Origin of the sequence: Mesorhizobium sp. M0998, assembly GCF_040318885.1 — a bacterium.
GTDB lineage: Bacteria > Pseudomonadota > Alphaproteobacteria > Rhizobiales > Rhizobiaceae > Mesorhizobium.
This window is the reverse complement of the sequence record NZ_JAMYND010000034.1, coordinates 16,055-39,864: the sequence shown is the minus strand read 5'-3', so window position 1 is coordinate 39,864 and position 23,810 is coordinate 16,055. Positions and strand designations below refer to the sequence as shown.

18 protein-coding genes and 1 tRNA gene are annotated in these 23,810 nt (G+C 62.8%); 11 read left to right on the top strand and 8 right to left on the bottom strand.

Features of this window, described 5'->3' with window-relative positions; translation table 11 throughout:
• Positions 1–30 precede the first annotated feature (30 nt).
• The 3 genes from hemH to NKH59_RS25840 all read left to right on the top strand — a co-directional run bounded on the left by hemH (position 31) and on the right by NKH59_RS25840 (position 2,651).
• On the top strand, positions 31–1,095 hold the full coding sequence (gene hemH / locus NKH59_RS25850) for a ferrochelatase (RefSeq protein ID WP_352539356.1): 1,065 nt from the start codon (positions 31–33) through the stop codon (positions 1,093–1,095).
• A gap of 130 nt (positions 1,096–1,225) precedes the next feature.
• Entirely contained in the window at positions 1,226–2,176 is a 951-nt protein-coding gene (locus tag NKH59_RS25845) for an SPFH domain-containing protein (RefSeq protein ID WP_352539357.1), read from the top strand.
• A 10-nt stretch (positions 2,177–2,186) separates the two neighbouring features.
• A complete protein-coding gene (locus NKH59_RS25840) occupies positions 2,187–2,651 on the top strand; it encodes an NfeD family protein (RefSeq protein WP_352539358.1) in 465 nt (154 codons plus the stop codon).
• 7 nt (positions 2,652–2,658) lie between these two features.
• On the opposite strand, the gene NKH59_RS25835 is transcribed toward NKH59_RS25840, so the two are convergent.
• Positions 2,659–3,660: a KpsF/GutQ family sugar-phosphate isomerase gene (locus tag NKH59_RS25835; RefSeq protein ID WP_352539488.1), complete on the bottom strand. Its 1,002-nt coding sequence runs from the start codon at positions 3,658–3,660 to the stop codon at positions 2,659–2,661.
• A gap of 177 nt (positions 3,661–3,837) precedes the next feature.
• Here NKH59_RS25835 and NKH59_RS25830 point away from each other — a divergent pair, with 177 nt between their 5' ends.
• Positions 3,838–5,577, top strand: a complete 1,740-nt coding sequence (locus NKH59_RS25830; RefSeq protein WP_502904265.1) for an outer membrane beta-barrel protein — start codon at positions 3,838–3,840, stop codon at positions 5,575–5,577.
• Between the two features lie 132 nt (positions 5,578–5,709).
• Here the strand turns inward: NKH59_RS25830 and galU are convergent, their stop codons facing one another.
• Complete coding sequence (gene galU, locus NKH59_RS25825; RefSeq protein WP_352469528.1) at positions 5,710–6,615, bottom strand: UTP--glucose-1-phosphate uridylyltransferase GalU; 906 nt, start codon at positions 6,613–6,615, stop codon at positions 5,710–5,712.
• A gap of 207 nt (positions 6,616–6,822) precedes the next feature.
• Here galU and NKH59_RS25820 point away from each other — a divergent pair, with 207 nt between their 5' ends.
• Both NKH59_RS25820 and NKH59_RS25815 read left to right on the top strand, forming a co-directional pair.
• Complete coding sequence (locus NKH59_RS25820) at positions 6,823–8,049, top strand: lytic murein transglycosylase (RefSeq protein WP_352539360.1); 1,227 nt, start codon at positions 6,823–6,825, stop codon at positions 8,047–8,049.
• Positions 8,050–8,075: 26 nt separating this feature from the next.
• On the top strand, positions 8,076–9,323 hold the full coding sequence (locus NKH59_RS25815) for an SGNH/GDSL hydrolase family protein (RefSeq protein WP_352539361.1): 1,248 nt from the start codon (positions 8,076–8,078) through the stop codon (positions 9,321–9,323).
• A 22-nt stretch (positions 9,324–9,345) separates the two neighbouring features.
• Here the strand turns inward: NKH59_RS25815 and NKH59_RS25810 are convergent, their stop codons facing one another.
• Together NKH59_RS25810 and gltB are read right to left on the bottom strand one after the other, a co-directional pair.
• Positions 9,346–10,800, bottom strand: a complete 1,455-nt coding sequence (locus NKH59_RS25810; protein WP_352469525.1) for a glutamate synthase subunit beta — start codon at positions 10,798–10,800, stop codon at positions 9,346–9,348.
• 143 nt (positions 10,801–10,943) lie between these two features.
• On the bottom strand, positions 10,944–15,674 hold the full coding sequence (gltB, locus tag NKH59_RS25805) for a glutamate synthase large subunit (RefSeq protein ID WP_352469523.1): 4,731 nt from the start codon (positions 15,672–15,674) through the stop codon (positions 10,944–10,946).
• A gap of 475 nt (positions 15,675–16,149) precedes the next feature.
• Between gltB and NKH59_RS25800 the strand changes: the two genes are divergently transcribed.
• A complete protein-coding gene (locus NKH59_RS25800) occupies positions 16,150–17,202 on the top strand; it encodes a threonine aldolase family protein (RefSeq protein ID WP_352501928.1) in 1,053 nt (350 codons plus the stop codon).
• Positions 17,203–17,292: 90 nt separating this feature from the next.
• Here the strand turns inward: NKH59_RS25800 and NKH59_RS25795 are convergent, their stop codons facing one another.
• Positions 17,293–17,757, bottom strand: a complete 465-nt coding sequence (locus tag NKH59_RS25795) for an Hsp20 family protein (protein ID WP_023675381.1) — start codon at positions 17,755–17,757, stop codon at positions 17,293–17,295.
• A gap of 475 nt (positions 17,758–18,232) precedes the next feature.
• Between NKH59_RS25795 and NKH59_RS25790 the strand changes: the two genes are divergently transcribed.
• Together NKH59_RS25790 and NKH59_RS25785 are read left to right on the top strand one after the other, a co-directional pair.
• Positions 18,233–19,207 carry an alpha/beta fold hydrolase gene (locus NKH59_RS25790; protein ID WP_352994574.1) on the top strand — a complete coding sequence of 325 codons (975 nt, stop codon included), beginning with the start codon at positions 18,233–18,235 and terminating at the stop codon, positions 19,205–19,207.
• 138 nt (positions 19,208–19,345) lie between these two features.
• Positions 19,346–19,804 (top strand): styrene oxide isomerase, encoded by a 459-nt coding sequence (locus tag NKH59_RS25785; protein WP_352469520.1) that lies wholly within the window; start codon positions 19,346–19,348, stop codon positions 19,802–19,804.
• Between the two features lie 145 nt (positions 19,805–19,949).
• Here NKH59_RS25785 and hisN read toward each other — a convergent pair whose 3' ends face one another.
• Positions 19,950–20,723 (bottom strand): histidinol-phosphatase, encoded by a 774-nt coding sequence (hisN, locus tag NKH59_RS25780; protein ID WP_353023462.1) that lies wholly within the window; start codon positions 20,721–20,723, stop codon positions 19,950–19,952.
• Positions 20,724–21,050: 327 nt separating this feature from the next.
• On the bottom strand, positions 21,051–21,992 hold the full coding sequence (locus NKH59_RS25775; RefSeq protein ID WP_352539364.1) for an N-formylglutamate amidohydrolase: 942 nt from the start codon (positions 21,990–21,992) through the stop codon (positions 21,051–21,053).
• A gap of 153 nt (positions 21,993–22,145) precedes the next feature.
• Between NKH59_RS25775 and cpdR the strand changes: the two genes are divergently transcribed.
• The gene (cpdR, locus tag NKH59_RS25770) at positions 22,146–22,508 is read left to right on the top strand and encodes a cell cycle two-component system response regulator CpdR (RefSeq protein ID WP_006199474.1); all 363 of its coding nucleotides are present in this window, start codon (positions 22,146–22,148) and stop codon (positions 22,506–22,508) included.
• Between the two features lie 104 nt (positions 22,509–22,612).
• A tRNA-Val gene (locus tag NKH59_RS25765) sits at positions 22,613–22,687 on the top strand.
• 66 nt (positions 22,688–22,753) lie between these two features.
• Here NKH59_RS25765 and fcl read toward each other — a convergent pair.
• The gene (gene fcl / locus NKH59_RS25760) at positions 22,754–23,716 is read right to left on the bottom strand and encodes a GDP-L-fucose synthase (protein ID WP_352994577.1); all 963 of its coding nucleotides are present in this window, start codon (positions 23,714–23,716) and stop codon (positions 22,754–22,756) included.
• Positions 23,717–23,810 lie beyond the last annotated feature (94 nt).

Genomic DNA, 23,810 nt, shown 5'->3' with positions numbered 1-23,810 from the left:
CACCGTTGGTTCGCGGTGTTGGAGAACCTCATGACGCTTGCCAACCCTGCTGAAATCAAAGCCGAGAAGACTGCCGCCTCGCCGTCGGCAGGGCGCCCTCTGGTCAGGACCGGCAAGGTCGGTGTCATGCTGATCAATCTCGGCACCCCGGACGGCACCGGCTTCAAGCCGATGTGGCGCTACCTCCGGGAGTTCCTGTCCGATCCGCGCGTCATCGAGCTCAACAAGGCGATCTGGTATCCGATCCTCTACGGCGTGGTCCTCACCACCCGGCCGAAGAAATCAGGGGCCAACTATGCCAGGATATGGAACTGGGAGCGCAACGAGTCGCCGCTGCGAACCTACACCCGCGCCCAGGCCGAGAAGCTCGGGCTCGCGCTCGGCGAGCTACCCAATGTCGTCGTCGACTGGGCGATGCGCTACGGCAACCCTTCGACCGAGAGCGTGGCCGAGAGACTGGTCGAGCAAGGCTGCGACCGCATCCTGTCTTTCCCGCTCTATCCGCAATATTCGGCGACGACGACTGCGACTGCCAACGACCAGCTGTTTCGCGCGCTGATGAAGATGCGCCGCGCTCCGGCCATTCGCAGCGTGCCACCCTATTACAACGAGCCGGCCTATATCGAGGCGCTCGCCCGTTCGATCGAAAAGCATCTGGCGAGCCTCGGATTCGAACCGGAAATTGTCATTGCTTCCTATCACGGCATTCCGAAACCCTATTCCGACAAGGGCGACCCCTACCAGGCCCATTGCCTCGAGACGACCCGACTGCTGCGCGAAAAGCTCGGCTGGGATGAAAACAAGCTGATTACCACCTTCCAGTCGCGCTTCGGCGCGCAGGAGTGGCTGCAACCCTACACCGACAAGACGGTCGAAAGACTAGGGCGCGAAGGCGTGAAATCGGTCGCCGTCGTCAATCCAGGATTTTCCGTCGACTGCATCGAGACGCTGGACGAGATCGGCAGGGAAGCGTCCGAGACCTTCTATCATGCCGGCGGCGAAAAGTTCGCACATATCCCTTGCCTCAACGACAGTGCCGAGGGCATGGCGGTGATCGAGGCGATGGTGCGGCGCGAGCTGTCCGGCTGGGCCTGAACAGATCACCCGTCTATGCACCCGCAATCCGTGATCACCTGATTGTAACATTGCTGAAACACACTTAAGTGTTTGGTGGAATCGGTCGCGTGGAATATCCAACATAGCCGGCCTTTGAGGGGAGAGCCAAATGGGTTTCAGTGGTTTTGATATCGCGCTTCTAGTTCTTGTCGCCCTTGTCGTGCTGGTGCTTATCAAGGGCATCCGAACAATTCCGCAAGGCTATAATTATACCGTCGAACGTTTTGGCCGTTACACCAAGACATTGAACCCAGGCCTCAACCTGATCGTGCCTTTCGTCGACCGTGTCGGCGCCAAGATGAACATGATGGAGCAGGTGCTCGACGTACCGACGCAGGAGATCATCACCCGCGACAATGCCACCGTTGCCGTCGATGGCATCGCCTTCTATCAGGTGCTTAACGCGGCGCAGGCCGCCTACCAGGTCTCCGGCCTGCAGAATGCGATTCTCAATCTCACGATGACCAACATCCGCACCGTGATGGGCTCGATGGACCTCGACGAACTTTTGTCGAACCGCGACGCCATCAACGAGCGCCTGCTGCGCGTCGTTGACGAGGCGGCGCATCCCTGGGGCATCAAGATCACTCGTGTCGAGATCAAGGACATCAACCCGCCGGCCAATCTCGTCGAATCGATGGGCCGACAGATGATGGCCGAGCGCAATAAGCGCGCGCAGATCCTCGCCGCCGAAGGCCTCAAGCAATCGCAGATCCTGGAGGCCGAAGGCCGCAAGGAAGCCGCCTTCCGCGATGCCGAGGCGCGCGAGCGCTCGGCCGAGGCTGAAGCACGCGCCACGCAGGTGGTGTCGGAGGCGATTTCCAAAGGCGACGTGCAGGCGCTCAACTACTTCGTCGCGCTGAAATACACCGAAGCGCTGACCAGGATCGGCTCGGCGACAAACAGCAAGCTCGTGCTGATGCCGATGGAGGCCTCATCGCTGATCGGCACGCTCGGCGGTATTGGCGAAATCGCCAAGGAAGTTTTCCGAAGCGAAGGCACCGCCGGTGCCGCACGACAGGCCGCCCGCCCGCCGGTCGTTCGTCCGAGCGAAACCTGAGGCCACAGCCATGCTCGGCCGCATTGTTTCCGAACTCGGCCCGTGGAGCTGGATGGTCCTCGGCTTCGTCCTGCTGGTAATGGAGGTCATCGCGCCGGGCATTTTCATGCTGTGGATCGGCATTGCCGCGCTGTTGATCGGCGTCGTCTCACTGCTCGTCTGGGATGCCGGTTTCTGGACCTGGCAGATCCAGGTCCTCGCCTTCCTCGCGCTGTCGCTGGTCTCGGCCTATGTCGGAAAGCGGCTGGTGGGCGGGCGCCATGATGAAACCGACCAGCCCCTGCTCAACCGTCGCGGCGCACAGATGGTCGGCCGGACGGCGACCCTTGCCGAGCCGATCAAGGACGGGCGCGGCCGCATAAAGCTGGGCGACACGTTGTGGCGCGTCTCCGGCCCTGACCTGCCGGCCGGCACGCAAGTGCGCGTGACGGGCGCCGCTGATACCGACCTGGAACTGACGGTCGAGGCGGTCTAGGAACCCGCTAGGCAGCACCGATGCGCAGCAGGTCGTGTAGATGGACGAGCCCGATCGGCCGCCTGCCTTCGACCACCATCAGGCTGGTGATAGCCGAGTCGTTGATTGTCTGCAGCGCCGTCGCAACAAGCGTGTCGGGCGAAGCCATTTTCGGCTCTCTGGTCATCACCTGATCGACGCTCATTGCCAGGAGATCGCTGCCGATATGGCGCCTGATGTCGCCATCGGTGATGATGCCGATCAGCTTGCCGTCCGCGGCAGTCACGGCCACGCAGCCAAACCCCTTGCGCGACAATTCGAGGATTGCCTCGCGCATGCCGGTACCTGACGACACCAGCGGCAGCCTGTCGCCGACATGCATGATCTCGCGGATCTGCGTCAGGTTGGCTCCGAGCTGGCCGCCGGGATGGAACGTGCGGAAATGGTCCGGGGTGAAGCCGCGTGCCTCGAGGAGCGCGATGGCCAGCGCATCGCCCATCACCATTTGCAATAGTGTCGAGGTCGTCGGCGCAAGCCCGTGCGGGCAGGCTTCCGGTGCTCGCGGCAGCAGAAGCACAACGTCGGCCGCGCGCGCCAGAGCCGATTTTTCACCCGCGGTGACCGCGACCAGCGGGATCGAGAAGCGCCTCGAATAGGCGATGATGCCCTTGAGCTCAAGGCTTTCGCCCGACCACGAAAGCGCGATTATGGCGTCGTTTCTGGCGATCATGCCAAGGTCGCCGTGATTGGCTTCGGCAGGGTGGACGAAGAAGGCCGGCGTGCCGGTCGAGGCGAGCGTTGCGGCGATCTTCGAGCCGATATGGCCGCTTTTGCCGACCCCGGTGACGATGACGCGGCCATCGATCTGCGACACCATGCCGACGGCTCGTGCGAACGGCTCGGCCAGCCCGTTTTCGAGAGCGTCTGCCAGTGCCGCGACGCCGGCCTGCTCCGTCGCCACGGTTCTCAGCGCCGAGGCAATCGCGGCCTGCCCGTCATGCCGCTTCCTGTCTGGGGATTTCACGTCCATGGACGATGCGATTAGCGCTTCGGCGCGCGCCTGTCCAACGGAATTGCCGTCCCGAACCTCCTGACGGGCCATGCCTCAACGCTCCGTTAACCATCCCCATTTACGGTTTCGTAAGTATGGCGCGCGTGCGCCGCGCAAGCAGTGGTGCCGATGTCCGGGTTTCAGCCTCAAAACAAAATGGGACGAAAGGGCAAGGCGGTCTGCGCTTTGCTGCTGGCAACCAGTGTCTTTGCGTTGTCGCGGCCGGCACTGCTTTGCGCCCAGGAAACCGAGCTGCGCGGCGAGGTTTCGGAATCGACAATCCTGGACGAACAGCAGTACAAGATCAGGCAATCGAGCATAGCCGGAACCCAAGCCGCGCAGGCTGCTGCAACCGCCAACGACAATACGCCGCTGCCTACCTATCGCCCGGCCAGCCAAGGGGCGTTGCCTGACGACGGCACGGGCGAGGCGGCCACAACCGGCGGCACTTTCGATCAACCAGCGGCCAGCGGCGACCCATTTCCCGACAACCCTGCTCCGCCACCCCGACGGCGGCCAAGCGCGACGCCACGCGCCGCCAATGCGGCCAACGCCGAAGACGAGACCGCTGACAGCCAGAAGCGCATGAGAGCCGCGACTGCAGCCGCGGCGGCGACCGATGACACCGATACCGCCGCTATAGACGAGCAGGATACGGTCAACCGCCGTGCCGTCACCATCGATTCCGCCGAGAGGCTCAGGCTCGACCCCGGCGCCGAGCGCACCGAAGCCATCGACGGCCAGAACAAAAAGAACGAGGACGACCCGTTCGCCGCCACCGGCATCAAGCTCGGCTCTTTCGTAATCCGGCCGACGCTCGAGCAAGGCCTGACGTCTTCGACAAACGCCGATTCGAGCAGCCTCGGCAAGCCGGCCTTGCTGTCGGAAACGACTCTGCGCTTCAACGCCGTCTCCGACTGGCGGGAGAATTCGGCGACGGTTGAGGGCTATGGCATCTTCCGCGAAACCTTGTCCGGCTATGACATTCACGAGGCGCAAGGCCGCGTCGACGGCACACTCAACATCGATCTCGACAATGATCTGCGCGCCATCGCCAAGCTGGGCTATGAGGCCGTGCCCGAATCGGCCTCGGCGCCGGACGCGGTCGTCGGCGCCGTTGGCCAGCCGGTGCGCCAGACCATGAACGGCAGTCTCGCCGTCGAGAAGGATGCCGGCAAGATGCGCTTCGCGCTGACCGGCGCGATCGAGCACGACATCTTTGGCGACGCCAAGCTTTCGTCGGGCGGATCGCTGTCGCAGAAGGGCCGCGACTCGACGCTCTACACGGCCATTTTGCGTACCGGTTACGAGATCTCGCCTGCCATCACCCCGTTCACCGAAATCGAGATCGGCCGGCGCGCTTATGATTTGCGCGTCGATCCAAACGGCTTCCAGCGCTCCTCGACCAGGCTTGGCGCACGGGCCGGCGTCGAGCTCGATCTCCGCGAGAAGCTTACCGGCGAGTTCTCGGTCGGCTGGCTGCGCGAAGCTATCGACGACGATGCCCTGCCGGCTATTTCGGGCGCGACGGTCAATGCCGATCTCAAATGGTCGCCGGAACGCGGCACCACGATCGGGCTCACCGCACAGACGACCGCCGAGAACACGACGAATGCGGGCGAAAGCGGCGACATGCTCTATTCCGGCAGCCTCACCGGCGAGCGGCAGATCCGCGCCAACCTGACCGGAAATGCCGCTCTCGGCCTCGAATGGCGCGACTATACCGGCTCCGACGATCATGATTTGACGCTGAGCGCCGAGGCTGGGCTGACGTGGTGGCTGAACCGCTACACCGGGCTCACCACCCGCGCCAGGACTGAAAAACTGACCAGCAACCTGATTGGGCGCGACTACACGGCCAACAGTATCTTCGTCGGCTTGAAGTTGCAGCGCTAAATGCATGTCGCGCAAAAGTGTGCAGCGGTTTTGCGATAACGACTTGCCTAAAACAAGAACCTAAAGCGCGTCGCATGAGGCCGGTCGAACGCGGCGCGCTTTAGCCGATCAGCGCGGCAACCGGTGTTGAAACTACAAGGCTATGCCGCGGCGTTCTGACGGCGCGAGTTCGTCGAGAAGCGTGCGAATGACACCGGCCATGCTGGCATTCATGTCTCTGCGCCACAGTGCGAAGGCAACGTTGGCCTCGACGAAGCCTTCGGGCGAGCCGCAGTCGAACGTCCGCCCGCGGTAGTGGTAGCCGTAGAAGGGCTGTTGCTTCTGCAGCTTCAGCATTGCATCGGTGAGCTGGATCTCGTTGCCGGCGCCTTTTTCCTGACCTTCGAGTATCTTGAATATCTCCGGCTGCAGGATATAGCGCCCGTTGATGTAGAGGTTCGACGGCTCCGTGCCGGTCTTCGGCTTTTCCACCATGCCGGTGATGCGGAAACCGTGATGCGCGTCCTCGCCGCGGCCGACAATGCCGTATTTGTGCGCCTCGGCCGGATCGCATTCCTGCACGGCGACGATGTTGTTGCCGGTCTCGGCGTAAAGCTCGACCATGTCCTTCATGCAGCTTTTTTCCGACTGCATGATCATGTCGGGCAATAGCAGCGCAAAGGGCTCGTCGCCGACGAGCTCGCGCGCGCACCAGACGGCGTGGCCAAGGCCGAGCGGTACCTGCTGGCGGGTGAAGCTGGTCTGCCCCGGCGCCGGTTGCAGCCGCTGCAGGCGGGCGAGCTGGTCGTCCTTGCCGCGCTGCGCAAGCGTGTCGTAGAGCTCGAACTGGACATCGAAGTGATCCTCGATGACCGCCTTGTTGCGGCCGGTCACGAAGATGAAATGCTCGATCCCGGCATCGCGCGCCTCATCGACCACATACTGGATGACCGGCCTGTCGACGACCGTCAGCATTTCCTTGGGAATGGCCTTGGTAGCAGGGAGAAAGCGCGTGCCGAGACCGGCAACCGGGAACACTGCCTTGCGAACTCTCTTCATGTGCCAATTATCCATTTGCATGCCTGTTCGGCAATCCCGATTCGAGACATTTTCATGCCGAAATCGAGGATTACTGAACGGCGGGTCATAAATCTCAGCTGGTAAAGCATTGACGCATCTTTTCACCCCGCACGGCACCTATGGTAAACCAAATGCTAACCGGGTTCGGCGATGAATAGTCTTCCTGAGATGAAGAAGGAGGAAAAGATGTCCGTTCGCAACGCCGCAAGGCGCTTCACCAGCGTCCTGACGGCCGCCAGCCTCTCGCTTGCTTTGCTCATGCCCAGCGGGCCGGCTTTTGCCAATGCCGGCTTCCGCCAATGGGTCGCCAGCTTCCGTGCTACCGCCGTGGCGAGCGGCGTTTCCGGCTCCGTCTACGACCAGGCATTCAAGGGCATCAACGATGCTGACCCGGTGGTACTGGAAAAGGCCCGTACTCAACCCGAATTCACCGCACCCGCCTGGGATTATTTCGACAACCGCGTCCATGACCAGTCGGTCGCCGTCGGCCAGCAGATGGCAAGGAAATGGAAGCCTTGGCTGGACAGGATCGAGGCAAGATACGGCGTCGACCGCTACATCCTGCTGGCCATCTGGTCTATGGAATCGAACTACGGCGAAACCCTCAAGCGCGATGATATCATGCGCAATGTCGTGCGCTCGCTGGCGACGCTTGGTTATGCCGATCCGAAGCGAGCGAAATTTGCCCGCACCCAGCTGATCGCGGCGCTGAAGATCCTGCAGACCGGCGACATCGACGAAAGCCATCTCAGCGGCTCATGGGCCGGCGCGATGGGCCATACCCAGTTCATCCCCACCAGCTACCAGTCCTATGCGGTCGATATGGACGGCAACGGCAAGCGCGACATCTGGAATTCGATTCCCGACGCACTGGCGACAGCCGCCAATTTGCTGAGGAAGAACGGCTGGCAGGCAGGCAAGACCTGGGGTTATGAGGTCAGCCTTCCGGACGGCAAGAAGCTGCCCGGAGGCTCGAAGTCGCTGTCGCAATGGCAGGCGCTGGGGGTCAGCCGTGCCAACGGCAAGCCGTTCAAGAACGGTGCGGACAAAGCGACGTTGAAGCTGCCCGGCGGCAGCGGCGGGCCGGCTTTCCTGATGATCAAGAATTTCTCGGTCATCAAGCGTTACAACAATGCCGACAAATATGCGCTCGCCGTGGGCCTTCTTGCCGACGAAATTGCCGGCTATGGCGGGCTTGTGCAGGACTGGAAGCGACCGTTTACCAAGCTCTCCTTCGAGGAAAGGCAGGAGCTTCAGAAGCGACTTTCCGAGCACGGCTATTACGACGGCAAGTTCGACGGCAAGATCGGTGACGGATCGAAAACCGCCATCATGGCCTTCCAAGCAAAGGCTGGCTTGACCCAGGACGGGTATCCGAGCAAGGAAGTGCTCAAATGGCTCAGGCAGAACTAGAGCCGGTTGCGGGATGGAGAGGGTGATTGGTTTCGGCTGCGCGCATCCGGTTAATCGTTCGTCGCGTGCCGATCCTCGTTCTGGCGATCGCCGTTCTGGCGGTCGGCGGCGCCAGTGCCTTTCATACCGCGGCCATGGCGCAGGAGCCGGAAAGTCGTGGCTGGTCGCTGCGCGACCTGTTGTTTCCGCGCAGAAGCGAGCGGTTTGAGCAGCCGCCGCCCGAATTCCAGAGAGAATTCCAGAGAACAAAGCCCAGGCCCAAGCTGAGAAAGCCCCGGTCAGTTAGCCGGCCGCCGCCGGCCGAGCCGACAACCCCAGTAGTCGAGAAGGCGCCGGATGCACGCGTCGTTCTGGTGGTCGGCGATTTCATGGCGTCTGGGCTGGCTGAGGGGCTCGACGCCGCCTTTGCCGAAAACACTGGCGTCAGGATCGTCGTCCGTGCCAACGGATCGTCCGGCTTCGTGCGTGACGATGTCTACAACTGGCCAGAACAGGTCAAGTCGCTGATCGCTGCCGAAAAACCGGCAGCCGTCGTCGTCATGCTCGGATCCAACGACCGGCAGCAGATGCGCGTCGGCGATGTACGCGAGCAGCCGCGATCCGAAAACTGGACCAAGGAATACGAGCGCCGGACCGATGCGTTCGGCAAGGCCATCGCCGCAACCAAGGTGCCGTATCTGTGGGTCGGCATGCCGGCCTTCCGGGTCTCGAAAATGACCTCCGACATGCTGGCCTTCAACGACATCTTCCGCTCGTCCGCCGAAAGCCACGGCGGCGAATTCGTCGACGTCTGGGACGGGTTCGTCGACGAGAACGGCGCCTTCATCACCAGCGGACCGGACATCAACGGCCAATCGGTGCGCCTGCGCTCCGACGACGGCATCAACATGTCGAAGGCCGGCAAGCGCAAGCTCGCCTTCTATACCGAAAAGCAGCTGATGAAGATCCTGGGGCTGGCCGCGCCAGGAAGCGTGGTGACGGCTTCTGCCCCGGCCGGCGCTCCCGTCGAGGCGCCGGCACCTGCCGCGGCACCGATAGCTGTCGATCGCACCGTGCCGATGCTGCTCAGCGATCCGGCGCTGGACGGCGGCTCGGAACTTCTCGGCGCCGCCCCGCCGGCAAAAGCTGACAAGAATTTGCCGGGCGAAAGGCTGATCGTCGAGGGCAAGGCGCCCGACGCCTCACCGGGCCGCGCCGACGATTTCTCCTGGCCGCCCAAGACACAGCCTGCGACGGCGGCCGCATCCGATACGACGACGGCGATCCGCCAGTAAACAGAACCTCTTCGGAACGGGCTCAGCGCGGCAGCACGCTCGATCCCATCAGCGCCTCGTCGATGGCGCGCGCCGCCTGGCGACCCTCGCGGATCGCCCAGACGACCAGCGACTGGCCGCGCCGCACGTCGCCCGCCGCATAGAGCCTTTCGACGCTGGTCCTGTAGTCCCGGTCATTGGCCTCGACATTCTTCGAACGGCGGCTGTCGGTGACGATCTTCATCTGCCCGTCGAGTTCCGAGATCGGCCCGCGAGCGGCTGGCCCGGCAAAGCCGATGGCGATGAACGCGAGATCGGCGCGGATGACGAATTCCGTGCCCGCGATCGGCTTGCGCTTTTCGTCGACCTCGCAGCATTTGACCCCGGTCAGCTGGCCGTCTTCGCCGATGAATTCAAGCGTCGCCACCTGGAATTCGCGCTCGGCGCCTTCGGCCTGCGACGATGACGTGCGCATCTTGGTCGCCCAGTAGGGCCAGACCGACAGCTTGTCCTCCTTTTCCGGCGGCTGCGGCCGGATGTCGAGCTGGGTGACGCGTACCGCGCCCTGGCGGAAGGCGGTGCCGACGCAGTCTGAGGCAGTGTCGCCGCCGCCGACGACGACGACGTGCTGGCCGCCGGCGACGATCGGGCGCGACGGCCATGCCACCGACTGGATCGGCTCGCCGCCGATACGCTTGTTCTGCTGCACCAGATACGGCATGGCGTCGTGCACGCCGTCGAGATCGTCGCCCGGGATGTTGGCCGGGCGCGGCGTTTCGGAGCCGCCGCAATAGAGCACGGCGTCATATTCGGCGAGCAGTTCGGCGACCGGCTTGTCGACGCCGACATTGACGCCGCAATGGAAGCTGACACCTTCGCCCTGCATCTGCTCGATGCGCCGGTCGATATAATGCTTCTCGATCTTGAAATCGGGGATGCCGTAGCGCATCAGCCCGCCCGGCCGGCTCTCGCGCTCATAGACGTGAACGTCATGGCCGGCGCGGCCGAGTTGCTGGGCAGCCGCCATGCCTGCCGGCCCCGAGCCGATGATCGCGACGCGCTTGCCGGTCTTCCGTTCCGGCGGATAGGGCCGGATATGGCCGGTTTCATAGGCTTTGTCGGCAATGGCCTGCTCGATGGTCTTGATGGCGACCGGAATATCCTCGAGGTTCAGCGTGCAGGCTTCCTCGCAAGGTGCGGGGCAGATGCGGCCGGTAAATTCCGGAAAATTGTTGGTCGAATGCAGGTTGCGGATCGCGTTTTCCCAGTCGCCATTGTAGACGAGGTCGTTCCAGTCCGGGATCTGGTTGTGGATCGGGCAGCCGGTCGGTCCATGGCAATAAGGAATGCCGCAATCCATGCATCGCGCGGCCTGTTTCTCGACCTCCTTGTCCGACATCGGCAGCGTGAACTCGCGGAAATGCCGGATGCGGTCGGAAGCCGGCTGGTACTTGTGCACCTGCCGGTCGATCTCGAGAAACCCTGTTACCTTGCCCATAGTCCAGTCCCTGCTGTCCGGAAGGCACGCCTGGCGACGCACCCGTTAACCTCATAAGGCAGCTGTGGCAACCTTCAGTCCGAGGTCAGGATTGTTGATGAAGATGGTTGCCGGGACGCATGGCCTCCCGGCAATTTCCAAATCTATTCCGCCGCCACGTTCATGCGCATCCGCTCCATCTCGATCAGCGCGCGGCGGTATTCGACCGGCATGATCTTCCGGAATTTCGGCCGGAAAGTCGCCCAGTCGTCGAGGATTTCGCGACCTCGTACCGAGCCGGTGTAGTGGACGTGGTTGGAGATCAGCTGGTAGAGCCGCTCCTCGTCATGGCTGGTCATATCGCCGGATACGTCGACACGGCCCTTATGGTCGAGATCGCCGCCATGGTGGAGCAGCTTTTCCATCAGGTCGTCCTCTTCCGGAACCGGCTCCAGCTCGACCATCGCCATGTTGCAGCGTTCGGCGAAATCACCCGCCTCGTCGAGCACATAGGCGACGCCGCCCGACATGCCGGCGGCGAAGTTGCGGCCGGTCTGGCCGATGACGACGACGATACCGCCAGTCATGTATTCGCAACCATGGTCGCCGACGCCTTCAACGACGGCGGCGACACCCGAATTGCGCACGGCAAAACGCTCGCCGGCAACGCCGCAGAAATAGGCCTCGCCCTCGGTTGCGCCGTAGAGCACGGTATTGCCGACAATAATGGATTCGGCAGCAACGATTTTCGTGTTCTCCGGCGGGCGGATGACAATGCGGCCACCCGACAGGCCCTTGCCGACATAGTCGTTGGCGGCGCCCACCAGTTCGAACGAGACACCGCGCGCCAGGAAGGCGCCAAAGGACTGGCCGGCCGTGCCGGTGAGCTTGACCGAGATCGTGTCCTCGCGCAGGCCCTTGTGCTTGAAGCGCTTTGCCACCTCGCCCGACAGCATGGCGCCGGTCGAACGGTCGACGTTGCGGATCGGCAGTTCGATACTGACCGGCTGCCTGGCTTCGAGCGCCGGCTTTGCGAGTTCGATCAGCTTGCGGTCGAGCACGTCGTCGATCGGATGCTTCTGCCGCTCGGTCCAGTGCACCGCCTCGTGCGGCGCATCGGGCTTGTAGAACATCTTGCTGAAGTCGAGTCCGCGTGCCTTCCAGTGCTGGATCAGCTCGCGCTTTTCCAGAAGGTCGGTGTCGCCGATGATCTGGTCGAGATGGGTGTAGCCCATCTCGGCAAGCAGCGCCCGCACCTCTTCCGCCACATAGAAGAAGAAGTTGATGACGTGCTCGGGCGTGCCCTTGAAGCGCTTGCGCAGCACCGGGTCCTGTGTCGCGACGCCGACGGGGCAGGTGTTGAGATGGCACTTGCGCATCATGATGCAGCCGGCCGCGATCAACGGCGCGGTCGAAAAGCCGAACTCGTCGGCGCCGAGCAGTGCGCCGATAATGACGTCACGCCCGGTGCGCAGGCCGCCATCGACCTGCAGCGCGACGCGCGACCTGAGGCCGTTGAGCACCAGCGTCTGGTGCGTCTCGGCAAGGCCCATCTCCCACGGGCTGCCGGCATGCTTGAGCGAGGTCAGCGGCGAGGCACCGGTGCCGCCGTCATAGCCTGATATGGTGATGTGGTCGGCACGCGCCTTGGCGACGCCGGCCGCAACCGTGCCGACGCCGACTTCCGAGACCAGCTTGACCGATACGTCGGCCGCCGGATTGACGTTCTTCAGGTCGTAGATGAGCTGCGCCAGATCCTCGATCGAATAGATGTCGTGATGCGGCGGCGGCGAGATCAGGCCGACGCCCGGCGTCGAGTGCCTGACCTTTGCTATGGTCGCATCGACCTTGTGACCCGGCAGCTGGCCGCCCTCGCCTGGCTTCGCCCCTTGCGCGACCTTGATCTGCATCATGTCGGAATTGACAAGATACTCCGCCGTGACGCCAAAGCGTCCCGAGGCGACCTGCTTGATCGCCGAGCGTTCGGGGTTCTTGCCGCCGCCCGGCAGTGGCAGATAGCGATCGGCCTCTTCGCCGCCCTCGCCGGTGTTCGACTTGCCGCCGATGGCGTTCATGGCGCGCGCCAGCGTCGTGTGCGCTTCCCTTGAGATCGAGCCGAAGGACATCGCCCCGGTCGAGAAGCGCTTGACGATATCGGCCGCCGGCATCACCTCGTCGAGCTTGACCTTCTTGCGCCCGGTCTCTTGCGCAAGCTTGATCTTGAACAGGCCGCGAATGGTCTGCGCCTGTGCCGTCTCGCTGTCGATCTGGGCGGAATAGTCCTTGAACGTCTCCCACGAGCCTTGGCGCACGGCGTGCTGCAAGGTCGCCACTGCGTCGGGCGACCAGATATGGGCCTCGCCGCGCATGCGGAACATGTATTCGCCGCCGACCTCGAGGCTGTTGCGCAGCACCGGGTCGTTGCCGAAGCCGTCGGTGTGGCGGCTGACCGTTTCGGCGGCGATCTCGTCCAGCCCGACGCCTTCGATCAGCGTCGCCGTGCCGGTGAAGTACTTCTGCACGAAATCCGACTTGAGCCCGATGGCGTCGAAGATCTGCGCGCCGCAATAGGACTGGTAGGTCGAGATGCCCATCTTGGACATCACCTTGAGGATGCCCTTGCCGATCGACTTGATGTAGCGGGAGACGACCTCGTAGGCATCGACCTCCGCTGGCAATTCGCCACGCTTGTGCATGTCGAGCAGCGTGTCGAAAGCGAGATAGGGATTGATCGCCTCGGCGCCGTAGCCGGCGAGACAGCAGAAATGATGCACCTCGCGCGGCTCGCCGGATTCCACGACGAGCCCAACCGAGGTGCGCAATCCCTTGCGGATCAAATGATGGTGCACGGCCGCCGTTGCCAGCAGCGCCGGAATGGCAATGCGATCCGGCCCGAGCTGACGGTCCGAAAGGATGATGATGTTGTAGCCGCCGGCGACCGCCGCCTCGGCGCGCTCGCACAGCCGGTCGATGGCGCCCTGCATGCCGGCCGCGCCTTCATTCGAACCGTAAGTGATGTCGATCGTCTTGGTGTCGAAACGGTCTTCGGTGTGGCCGACGGAGCGCAGCTTCTCCAGATCGCCGTTCGTCAGGATCGGTTGGCGCACTTCGAGCCGCTTGCGGCGCGAATTGCCGACAAGATCGAAGATGTTGGGCCGCGGCCCGATGAAGGACACCAGGCTCATCACCAGCTCCTCGCGGATCGGGTCGATCGGCGGATTGGTGACCTGTGCGAAGTTCTGCTTAAAATAGGTGTAGAGCAGCTTCGATCTGTCCGACATTGCCGAAATCGGCGTGTCGGTACCCATCGAGCCGACGGCTTCCTGGCCGGTGGTCGCCATCGGCGACATCAACAGCTTGGTGTCCTCCTGGGTGTAGCCAAACGCCTGCTGGCGGTCGAGCAGTGAGACATCCCTGCGCAGGGCGCGCGGCTCGACCGGGTTCAGATCCTCGAGGATGAGCTGTGTGTTGGCGAGCCAGCTCTTGTAGGGATGCCTGGTCGCGATCTCCGACTTGATCTCCTCGTCGGAAACGATGCGGCCCTTGTCCAGGTCGATCAGCAGCATGCGGCCGGGCTGCAGCCGCCACTTCTTGACGATCCTTTCCTCCGGCACCGGCAGCACGCCGGCTTCCGAAGCCATGATGACGCGGTCGTCATCGGTGACGATGTAGCGCGCCGGCCGCAGCCCGTTGCGGTCGAGCGTGGCACCGATCTGGCGGCCGTCGGTGAAGGCAACCGCCGCTGGCCCGTCCCACGGCTCCATCAGCGCTGCGTGATACTCGTAGAAGGCCTTGCGGTCCTGACCCATCAGCTTGTTGCCGGCCCAGGCTTCCGGGATCAGCATCATCATGGCGTGGGCGAGCGAATAGCCGCCCTGCGTCAGGAATTCGAGCGCGTTGTCGAAGCAGGCGGTGTCGGACTGCCCTTCATAGGAGATCGGCCACAGCTTCGAGATGTCGTTGCCGAACAGTTCGGAATCGACCGAAGCCTGCCGCGCCGCCATCCAGTTGACGTTGCCGCGCAGCGTGTTGATCTCGCCATTGTGGGCGACCATGCGGTAGGGATGCGCCAGCTTCCACGACGGGAACGTGTTGGTCGAGAAGCGCTGGTGGACAAGGATCAGCGCCGTCTCGAAACGCGGGTCGGTGAGGTCCTTGTAGTAGGCGCCGACCTGATAGGCCAGGAACATGCCCTTGTAGACGATGGTCCGCGACGACATCGAGACGACATAGAAGCCGTTATCGACGCCTTTGGTCTCCTCATGGATGCGACCGGAGATGACCTTGCGCAGGATGTAGAGCCGCCGCTCGTAATCGTCGTCGTTCTCGATCTCGGCGCCGCGGCCCAGGAACACCTGCCGGTGCACCGGCTCGGAAGCGGCGATGTCGGGCGCCTTCGACAGCGATGAATTGTCGACTGGCACGTCGCGAAAGCCGAGCAGCGGCTGGCCCTCGAGCTGCGCCACCTCGGCGATGATGCCTTCGATATGCGCCTGCAGCTCCGGGTCGCGCGGCATGAACACGTGGCCGACGGCGTAGTGGCCGGGCTTCGGCAGTTCGACCCCTTGCTTGGCCATCTCCTCGCGGAAGAAGCGGTCCGGCAGCTGCACCAGCACGCCGGCGCCGTCACCCATCAGCGGATCGGCGCCGACCGCGCCGCGATGCGTCAGGTTTTCGAGCACGGCAAGGCCGTCCTCGACGATCTGGTGCGACTTCACGCCCTTCATGTTGACGATGAAGCCGACGCCGCAGGCATCATGCTCGTTGCGCGGATCATAGAGGCCGTGCGCAGCATAGCCGGTGCTGGTTCGCCGAATATTGGTCAGGGACGGATTTTTGACGGCTGCCGCTGTCGTCTGCGCGGCCTTCGTCGCAGATGGCGTCATGTCCGTCATCGTCCTGTCCTCCGTTCCGTCCCCTTCGGGCGCTGGTTTCCGTCGGGAAGCGCGTGGCTCCCCTTTCAATCTGCGGCACGTCTTGCGAAATTCTTGCCGACCGTGCGGCTTTCCGCATGGTTCGCATATGGTATTCGTACAGGCCGGAGCCAGACTGTCTAGCTGTCGCTCGCGGCAATGGCCGCAGAGGCGCAATCATATGCCAATGCGGCCAGTTTTGTGCGACAAAATAAGACAGCACTACTGTCCTAAATTTTTATGACAGAAATTTTGGATGCACACAAGACCGATTCACAAATTTCTTGAAGCTTTCGCGACAGAAAATTGCGCGGAACGCCGTGTCAGCGTAACCTTCCGTCGCTGCATCTACGCTCATGCGTTTCACTGGCTTTAGCGGATTTTCGGTATCTGCCCCTTGCGACCGGCATGCGAAAGCGGCCAAGCTCGCACCGATTTCCCCAGCATGGGCACACGCATGATTTTCGCTTCCGACAATTGGGCAGGCGCCCATCCCCGTATCGCTGCCGGCCTGTCGGCCCATGCCGACGGCTTCTCCACCGCCTATGGCGACGGTGCCCTCGACAAGACCGTTTACCAGCGCTTCAATGAGATCTTCGAATGCGAAGTCGCGGTGTTTTTCGTCGCCACCGGCACCGCTGCCAATTCGCTGTCGCTGACTACCTATAACAAGCCAGGCGGCATTTCCTTCTGCCATCGCGAATCGCACATCATCGAGGACGAATGCGGTGCACCGGAATATTTCACCGGCGGTTCGCGGCTTTGTACAGTCGAAGGCGCACTCGGCAGGATCGATGCCGGCAATCTGGAACGGGCGGTGGACCGTTTCGCACCCGAAAACGTCCATTCCGGGCGGCCGGTTGCCGTTTCGATCACCCAGTCGACCGAAGTCGGCACCGTCTACACACTGAACGAAATCGCCAGGATTTCGGCGATCGCAAAGCAGCATGGACTGCCGCTGCACATGGATGGGGCCCGCTTTGCCAATGCGCTCGTCGCGCTGGAAACGACGCCGGCCGAAATGACCTGGAAGCATGGCGTTGACATCCTCTCCTTCGGCGGCACCAAGAATGGCTGTTGGTGCGCCGAGGCGATCGTGCTGTTCGACCTCGAGCGAGCCAAGGAATTGGCCTTTTTGCGTAAGCGCGCGGCCCAGCTGTTCTCGAAATCGCGCTTCATCGCCGCGCAATTCGATGCTTATTTCAGGGGTGGGCTGTGGCTCGACACAGCACGGCACGCCAATGCGATGGCGGCACGGCTTGCCGCGGCGATAGAAGATTCCCCTTCGGCCCGGCTGGCCTGGCTGCCGCAGGCGAACGAGGTCTTCGCAGTCATGAAAAAGGCCGAGGCCGAAAGAATGCAAGCGGCAGGGGCGGCCTTCCACGACTGGCACAGGCCGCTCGGCTACGACGGCTACATTGGCGAAGACGAAGCGCTCTATCGGTTTGTCACCAGCTTCGCGACCACGCCCGACGAGGTCGACCGTTTCGGCTACCTGCTCGCCGGATAGCAAGCCTTGCCCACCAGCAAAAAGAGCGGCGCATTGCTGCACCGCCCTTTCTTCCCGGGGAGTTGGCGTCCCGGAGTTTAGCTGCCTGGCTTAGGCGGCAGTCTTGGCCTCGATCTGCTTGGCCTTGGCCGGAGCCGAGGTGATCGCGATCTTGCGCGGCTTCAGCTCTTCGGGGATGTTGCGCTTGAGGTCGACGAAGAGCAGGCCGTTCTTCAGCGCGGCGCCGACAACCTCGACGTGATCGGCAAGCTGGAAGCGGCGCTCGAAGGCTCGGCTGGCGATACCGCGATAGAGCAGTTCGGAGCCTTCGCCATTGCCTTCCTCCTTGCGCTCACCCTTGACGGTCAGCACATTGCGGTGAGCTTCGATCGAAATCTCATCTTCCGAGAAGCCGGCCACAGCCATCGAGATGCGATAGGCATCCTCGCCCGTGCGCTCGATGTTGTAAGGCGGATACGTCTGGCCTTCCGGCTGCGCAAGCGAATCGAGCATGGTGAACAACCGGTCAAAACCGACGGTCGAACGGTAGAGCGGGGAAAAATCAACGTGACGCATGGTGTGTTCTCCTGTTGAGCAACAAGGTTGCGTATGGCCGGTGCGAAACCCGTGACGGCGTTCCGGATGGGCCAGCGGCCCCGACATTGGCGACCGCATGACAAATTTGGGAAGCCGGCGACGGCATTTCAAGATTTTCCCGCGTCCGAACGGGACCGGTCCCCGGCCCACGTCCCGATGCCGATGAACGGCAGATGAACCGTGGCTTCGGCGAGCGTTCAGCCAGGCGGCATTAAAACTGTTCTCGAGATAACGAACAGGTCGCGAAAAAGGCGACACGACGAGGCCGAACCGGGTGTAACGTCCCTTCCTCCCGGTCGACAGAGGCCGGAAGCACGCCAAGGCTGCTTCCGGCCTTACTTGTTCGGTGCCTGGCGGTCGACCTCCCCGGCGTCCCAAATTCCTTTGCTTTTGGCGCATGGGCGTTTATGCCTGACTTGCGCCCACGCCGGCACCGACACCAACCAAAAACCGCATGACCGATCTTCCCCACCAGCCCCCTCTCTTCCAGGAAACTCCGGGCAATCCGCTGCCGGAAAACGCGGCCGGCGGCTTCTTCACCACGCGCGACGGCAAGAAGATCCGCTATGGGCTGTTTGCCGCGGTTGCCCGCCCGATGAAGGGCACCGTCGTCGTCCTGACCGGCCGCAACGAGTGCATCGAGAAGTATTTCGAGACCATTCGCAACCTTGCCGACCGGGGCTTTGGCGTGGCAACCCTCGACTGGCGCGGACAGGGCGCTTCCGACCGGCTGATCGGCGACCGACAGCGCGGCTTCGTCCGGAGCTTCTTCGACTACACCGGCGATCTGGAGCAGTTCTTCGAGGAGATCGTGCTGCCCGATTGCCGAGGACCCTACTACATACTGGCCCACTCGGCCGGCGCGGTGATTGCGCTGCTCGCCGCGCCCTCGATGGCGAACCGCGTGCGCCGCATGGTGCTGATCGCACCGTTCTTCACCGTGCCGGACCTGCCGGTTTCGGTAAAAACCGTCCGCCGCCTCTGTTCGCTGTTCTGCCTTCTCGGCCTTGGCCGGCTCTATGCCGCATGGGGGCCGCGGCCCAAGGAATCGGTGCCCTTCGCCATAAACAAGCTGACCAGCGACCCGGAACGCTATCGGCGCAACACGCTGATCTACGAAACCTATCCGCAGCTGGCGCTCGGCGGACCGACGATCCGCTGGCTGAAGGCGGCCACCGAGGCATCCTTGATCGTCAGCGACCCGGATTTCATGGCCAAGATCCAGGTGCCCTTGCTGATTATCGCCGCCGGCGCCGACCAGGTCGTCTCGACCAGGGCAGTCGAAGCCTATGCGAGACGTCTGCGCGTCGGCTCGCTAGTGATGATCGACGGCGCCCGCCATGAAATTCTCCAGGAAGCCGACCTCTATCGCGAGCAGTTGCTTGCGGCATTCGATGCCTTCATCCCCGGAACCGGCGACGCTGTTTGACCGCTTCGCCGGCGCCCGCCAACAAAGCCCGCACGGGTCGCTTGTCCGACGCAGCGTGCCCCCTTATTCCCGTTAAGGCATCGAGCGCTAGGTTGCTGCCAAAGAGAATGGAGGCCATTTGCCGGGAGAAAAACGACCATGAACGCATCGAACACGCTGTCACGTCAGGGGCATCGGCTACTGCAGATTGGCGTCGCGCTGCTGCTGTTTTCGTCATTCGAAGGGTTTGCAATACCGTATCTCGCCGCACCGCGGCTCGGACTGTCCGCGCACACGCTCAGCGCCCTGGAGGGCGTTCTCTTGCTGGCTCTAGGCCTCACATGGTCTAGGCTCAATCTCGGCGCGGCGACGTCGCGGATTGCTTTCTGGCTGCTGATCTATTCGGCTTTGGCGATCCTGGCCGCCTACGTGATCGCCAGCGCCTGGGCGGCCGGCAACGAGACTATGCCGTTGGCGGCCGGAGCCTTCCACGGAAGTGCCTTTCAGGAAGCTGTGATCAAAGGTGTGGCGTATTCGTCCGCGCCGACCGGCCTCATCTCTTTCGTGCTCATTTTGTGGGGCCTGCGTCTCTCGGACGCTTGGCCTGCCGACAGCTAATGCATGTCGCGCAGCGGTTTTGCGATAACATGCATAAAACAAGCGCGTCACATAAGTTCACTCAAACGCGACGCGCTTTGCTTTAGGACCGTACCGCGGTTTCCGTCGGATTTGCGCAAAACAGACGCGTGGGTGCACCGGATGCTTAGCCGCGCAGCGCCGCCATCGCGGCTGCGTGCAGCTCAGGTGTCGCCGCCGCCAGGATGTCGCCGCCGTTTTCCGCCGGCCCGCCTTCGAAGGTGGTGACAACGCCGCCTGCCTTCTCGATGATCGGGATCAGCGCGACGATGTCGTACGGTTTCAATCCGGGATCGGCAACGATATCGACGCTGCCCGCCGCCACCATCGCGAAGGCATAGCAGTCGGTGCCGTAACGGGCGAGCTGGACCTGTTGCTCGAACAGGTCGTAGCGCAGGCGCGCGTCTCCCTTGAACAGCGCCGGCGTGGTGGTGAACAGCGTCGCCTCGGCGAGATTCGTCGTCTTGCGCGTAGCGAGTTTTCGGGAGCCACCGGGACCTTCATAATGCGCGCCGGAGGCATTGGCGTAGAACAACTCGCCGGTGAAGGGCTGCGACATCATGCCGGCGACGGCATCGCCGTCGACCGTCAGCCCGACCAGCGTGCCCCATACCGGCAGGCCGGAAATGAAGGCGCGCGTTCCATCGATCGGATCGATCACCCAGACATGCCGGCTGGAGATGTTTTCGCTGCCATGTTCCTCGCCGAGAATGCCGTGATCGGGGTATTGCGCTGATATCAGCGCCCGGATGGCGCGCTCGGCCTCGCGGTCGGCCTCGGTGACCGGGTCGAAGCTGCCGCGCTCCTTGTTGGTGACCGCGCCCTGGCTGCGGAAGCGCGGCAAGGTCTCCGCTGCGGCGGCACGCGCAATGCGCCGCATGAACTCGATGCTGATGTCCAACTGATTCTCCCGCTCCAGCATGTTTGGAGATACCCGTTTGCCTAGGGATTTATGCCGAAACAAGGGCGTTCGGAGCCTTTCGCATGGTGCCAACTGTTGCTCGAATGCAACGCCGTCGTCATGGAAATGCAGTTTCCACTTCACAGTGAATTAAAAAAGCCGGAACGCGCCTTGACATTTGTGCAGCGCACAATACGTTTGTTCTCGGACAGGGGTTCCTGTCCATGCCCTCCTTGGGCGTTTCCTCCCTAGACTTCGACCGTGTCGTGCAAACGATGCGGTCTTTTTTTACGCTGCCGCATGAGCGGCGGTACCGCGATTCCGCGGCTATTCGGCGGCCAGCGGCAGATCCATGAAATTGTGATCGGGCATCGCCATCAGTTCGGCCGAAAACCGCGCCAGATCGTCGGCCAGTGCGTCGAAACCAGCCGATCTCTGGAACGTCCGCTCATTCATGTAGAGCCCGCGATTGACCTCGATCTGCAGCGCATGCAGATGGCGCACGGGGCGGCCATAGTGCTCGGTAATGAAGCCTCCGGCATAGGGCTTGTTGTGGGCGACGCTGTAGCCCATGCCGGTGAGCAGGCCGATCGCCGTCTCGGTCAACGCCGCCGCGGCCGAGATGCCGAAACGGTCGCCGACGATGAAATCCGGCCGCAATCCGCTGTCGCCGACCCTTATGCTTGCCGGCATCGAGTGGCAGTCAATCAGCACGGCGTAGCCGAAGCGCGCATGGGTTCTGGTCAAAAGCCGTTTCAGCGTCTCGTGATAGGGCTTGTAGACCGCTTCGATGCGCGCCACGGCTTCCGCCAGCGGCAAGCGGCCGGAATAGATGTCGAGCCCCTCGCCGACCAGCTTGGGCACGGTGCCGAGCCCGCCGGCCACCCGCGCCGAGCGGATGTTGCAGAATGACGGCACCGGTTCGGCGAACATGCGCGGGTCGAGTTCCCACGGCTCCCGATTGACGTCGAGATAGGCGCGCGGGAAGTTTGCCGCCAGCATCGGCGCTCCGAGCGCGACGGCGCCGCCGAACAATTCCTCGACATAGCAGTCCTCGGAGCGGCGGATGGCGTTGCGGTCCAGCTTGGCCATAGCCATGAACCGGTCCGGATAGTAGCGGCCGCTATGCGGCGAGTTGAAGAGGAAGGGAACGCGCTGTTCGGCGCCCGATCGGATTTCGAAGGGTGGAACGACCGAAAAATCCTCGGCTGCCGTTTTCAATTTGGACGAACCCGGGAATACCAATGCATCATGATGGGAAAGTGCCACCTCGCCGCCCGCATGTCCAGCCGCCGAAGCGCCAGCCAAATCAGGATTGTGCGGCCAACGTTCACTTGATGTTTACCGTCACCTCCTCATATACAGCATGGTTAACGGGCTTGCCGCACGGCATTGTCGGTTGGGTGATTCGGACGGGACAACATGGCACGCATTCTGCTGGCGGAAGACGACGACGACATGCGCCGGTTCCTCGTCAAGGCGCTGGAGCGCGCCGGTTATCAGGTCAGCGATTTCGACAATGGCGCCAGCGCCTATGAGCGGCTGCGCGAGGAACCTTTTTCGCTGCTTTTGACCGACATCGTCATGCCCGAGATGGATGGCATCGAGCTCGCCCGACGCGCCACGGAGATCGATCCCGACCTCAAGGTGATGTTCATCACCGGCTTCGCCGCCGTCGCGCTGAACCCTGATTCCAAGGCGCCGAAAGACGCCAAGGTGCTATCGAAGCCGTTCCACCTGCGCGACCTCGTCAACGAGGTCGAAAAGATGCTGCAGGCCGCCTGACGCGCTTTTTGTCGCGTCTTGACCGACGCCGCAAGCCAGGCGTTCTTTCCCTTTTCCCGCTATTGACGTGCCGAACCAAAAATGGTGTATGCGCGGCTTCGGATGGGCGTGTAGCTCAGCGGGAGAGCACTGCATTGACATTGCAGGGGTCACAGGTTCAATCCCTGTCACGCCCACCATCCAAATAATCCCTCAATTGGCCGTCGGTATTTTTCGTCGACTGAGGTTCCCGGCCAATACCGGCCTCAGGCCGCACCGAGGCGCAGATCGCCGGTCTCGACGTGCTCCAGAAACCAGGCATAGGTCTGTTCCAACCCGCTGCGCAGCGAGTAGCGCGGGCGCCAGCCGGTGGCGAACAGACGCGACACGTCCATCAGCTTGCGCGGCGTGCCGTCCGGCTTCGTCGCATCGAATGTTATTGCGGCATCGGCGCCAGCGACCGACACGATGGTGCGGGCAAGATCGGCAATGGTGATGTCTTCCCCCGAGCCGACATTGATGTGGCTGTCGCCCGAATAATTCTTCAGCAACCAGACCAGCGCGCCGGCGGCGTCGTCGACATGCAGGAATTCGCGCATCGGCGTGCCCGATCCCCACACCTCCAGGCTCTTGCGGCCGGCGCGCCTGGCCTCGTGCGCCTTGCGCATCAGAGCGGGCACGACATGGCTGGAATTGAGGTCGAAATTGTCGCCCGGACCGTAGAGATTGGTCGGCATCGCCGAGATGTAGTCGACGCCGTACTGGCGCCGATAGGCCTGGCACAGTTTCAGCCCGGCGATCTTGGCGATCGCATACCATTCGTTGGTGGGTTCGAGCGGCCCTGTCAGCAAGGCGTCCTCGGAGATCGGCTGCGCCGCGAATTTGGGATAGATGCAGGATGAACCGAGAAACAGCAGCTTCTGCACCTCGTTGCGGAAGGCGCTGTCGATGACATTGTTCTGCATGACGAGATTGTCCTGCAGAAAATCGACCGGAAGCCTGTTGTTGGCCAGGATACCGCCAACCTTGGCCGCCGCCATCACCACTGCATCCGGCTTGCGGTCTGACATCCAACGCCGCACGCCGGCCTGGTCGAGAAGATCGAGCTCGGCGCGCGAGGCGGTCAGGACCTCGCAATCCTCGTCGGCCAATCTGCGCAGGATGGCCGAGCCGACCATGCCGCGATGTCCGGCCACGAAAACGCGCTTACCCTGAAGGTCGAAGGTCATCAGCTTACCCCAATGCAGAACGGCAGCTATGCCAGTTGGCCGGCGGAGCGCCGGATCGGCTTCTCTGTTGCCGGACGCATACCGCATACAGATT

Coding starts and splice junctions, on each gene's coding strand:
- hemH (WP_352539356.1), top strand. CDS start 31: ATGACGCTTGCCAACCCTGCTGAAATCAAAGCCGAGAAGACTGCCGCC.
- NKH59_RS25845 (WP_352539357.1), top strand. CDS start 1,226: ATGGGTTTCAGTGGTTTTGATATCGCGCTTCTAGTTCTTGTCGCCCTT.
- NKH59_RS25840 (WP_352539358.1), top strand. CDS start 2,187: ATGCTCGGCCGCATTGTTTCCGAACTCGGCCCGTGGAGCTGGATGGTC.
- NKH59_RS25835 (WP_352539488.1), bottom strand. CDS start 3,660: ATGGACGTGAAATCCCCAGACAGGAAGCGGCATGACGGGCAGGCCGCG.
- NKH59_RS25830 (WP_502904265.1), top strand. CDS start 3,838: ATGGGACGAAAGGGCAAGGCGGTCTGCGCTTTGCTGCTGGCAACCAGT.
- galU (WP_352469528.1), bottom strand. CDS start 6,615: ATGAAGAGAGTTCGCAAGGCAGTGTTCCCGGTTGCCGGTCTCGGCACG.
- NKH59_RS25820 (WP_352539360.1), top strand. CDS start 6,823: ATGTCCGTTCGCAACGCCGCAAGGCGCTTCACCAGCGTCCTGACGGCC.
- NKH59_RS25810 (WP_352469525.1), bottom strand. CDS start 10,800: ATGGGCAAGGTAACAGGGTTTCTCGAGATCGACCGGCAGGTGCACAAG.
- gltB (WP_352469523.1), bottom strand. CDS start 15,674: ATGACGGACATGACGCCATCTGCGACGAAGGCCGCGCAGACGACAGCG.
- NKH59_RS25800 (WP_352501928.1), top strand. CDS start 16,150: ATGATTTTCGCTTCCGACAATTGGGCAGGCGCCCATCCCCGTATCGCT.
- NKH59_RS25795 (WP_023675381.1), bottom strand. CDS start 17,757: ATGCGTCACGTTGATTTTTCCCCGCTCTACCGTTCGACCGTCGGTTTT.
- NKH59_RS25790 (WP_352994574.1), top strand. CDS start 18,233: ATGACCGATCTTCCCCACCAGCCCCCTCTCTTCCAGGAAACTCCGGGC.
- NKH59_RS25785 (WP_352469520.1), top strand. CDS start 19,346: ATGAACGCATCGAACACGCTGTCACGTCAGGGGCATCGGCTACTGCAG.
- cpdR (WP_006199474.1), top strand. CDS start 22,146: ATGGCACGCATTCTGCTGGCGGAAGACGACGACGACATGCGCCGGTTC.
- fcl (WP_352994577.1), bottom strand. CDS start 23,716: ATGACCTTCGACCTTCAGGGTAAGCGCGTTTTCGTGGCCGGACATCGC.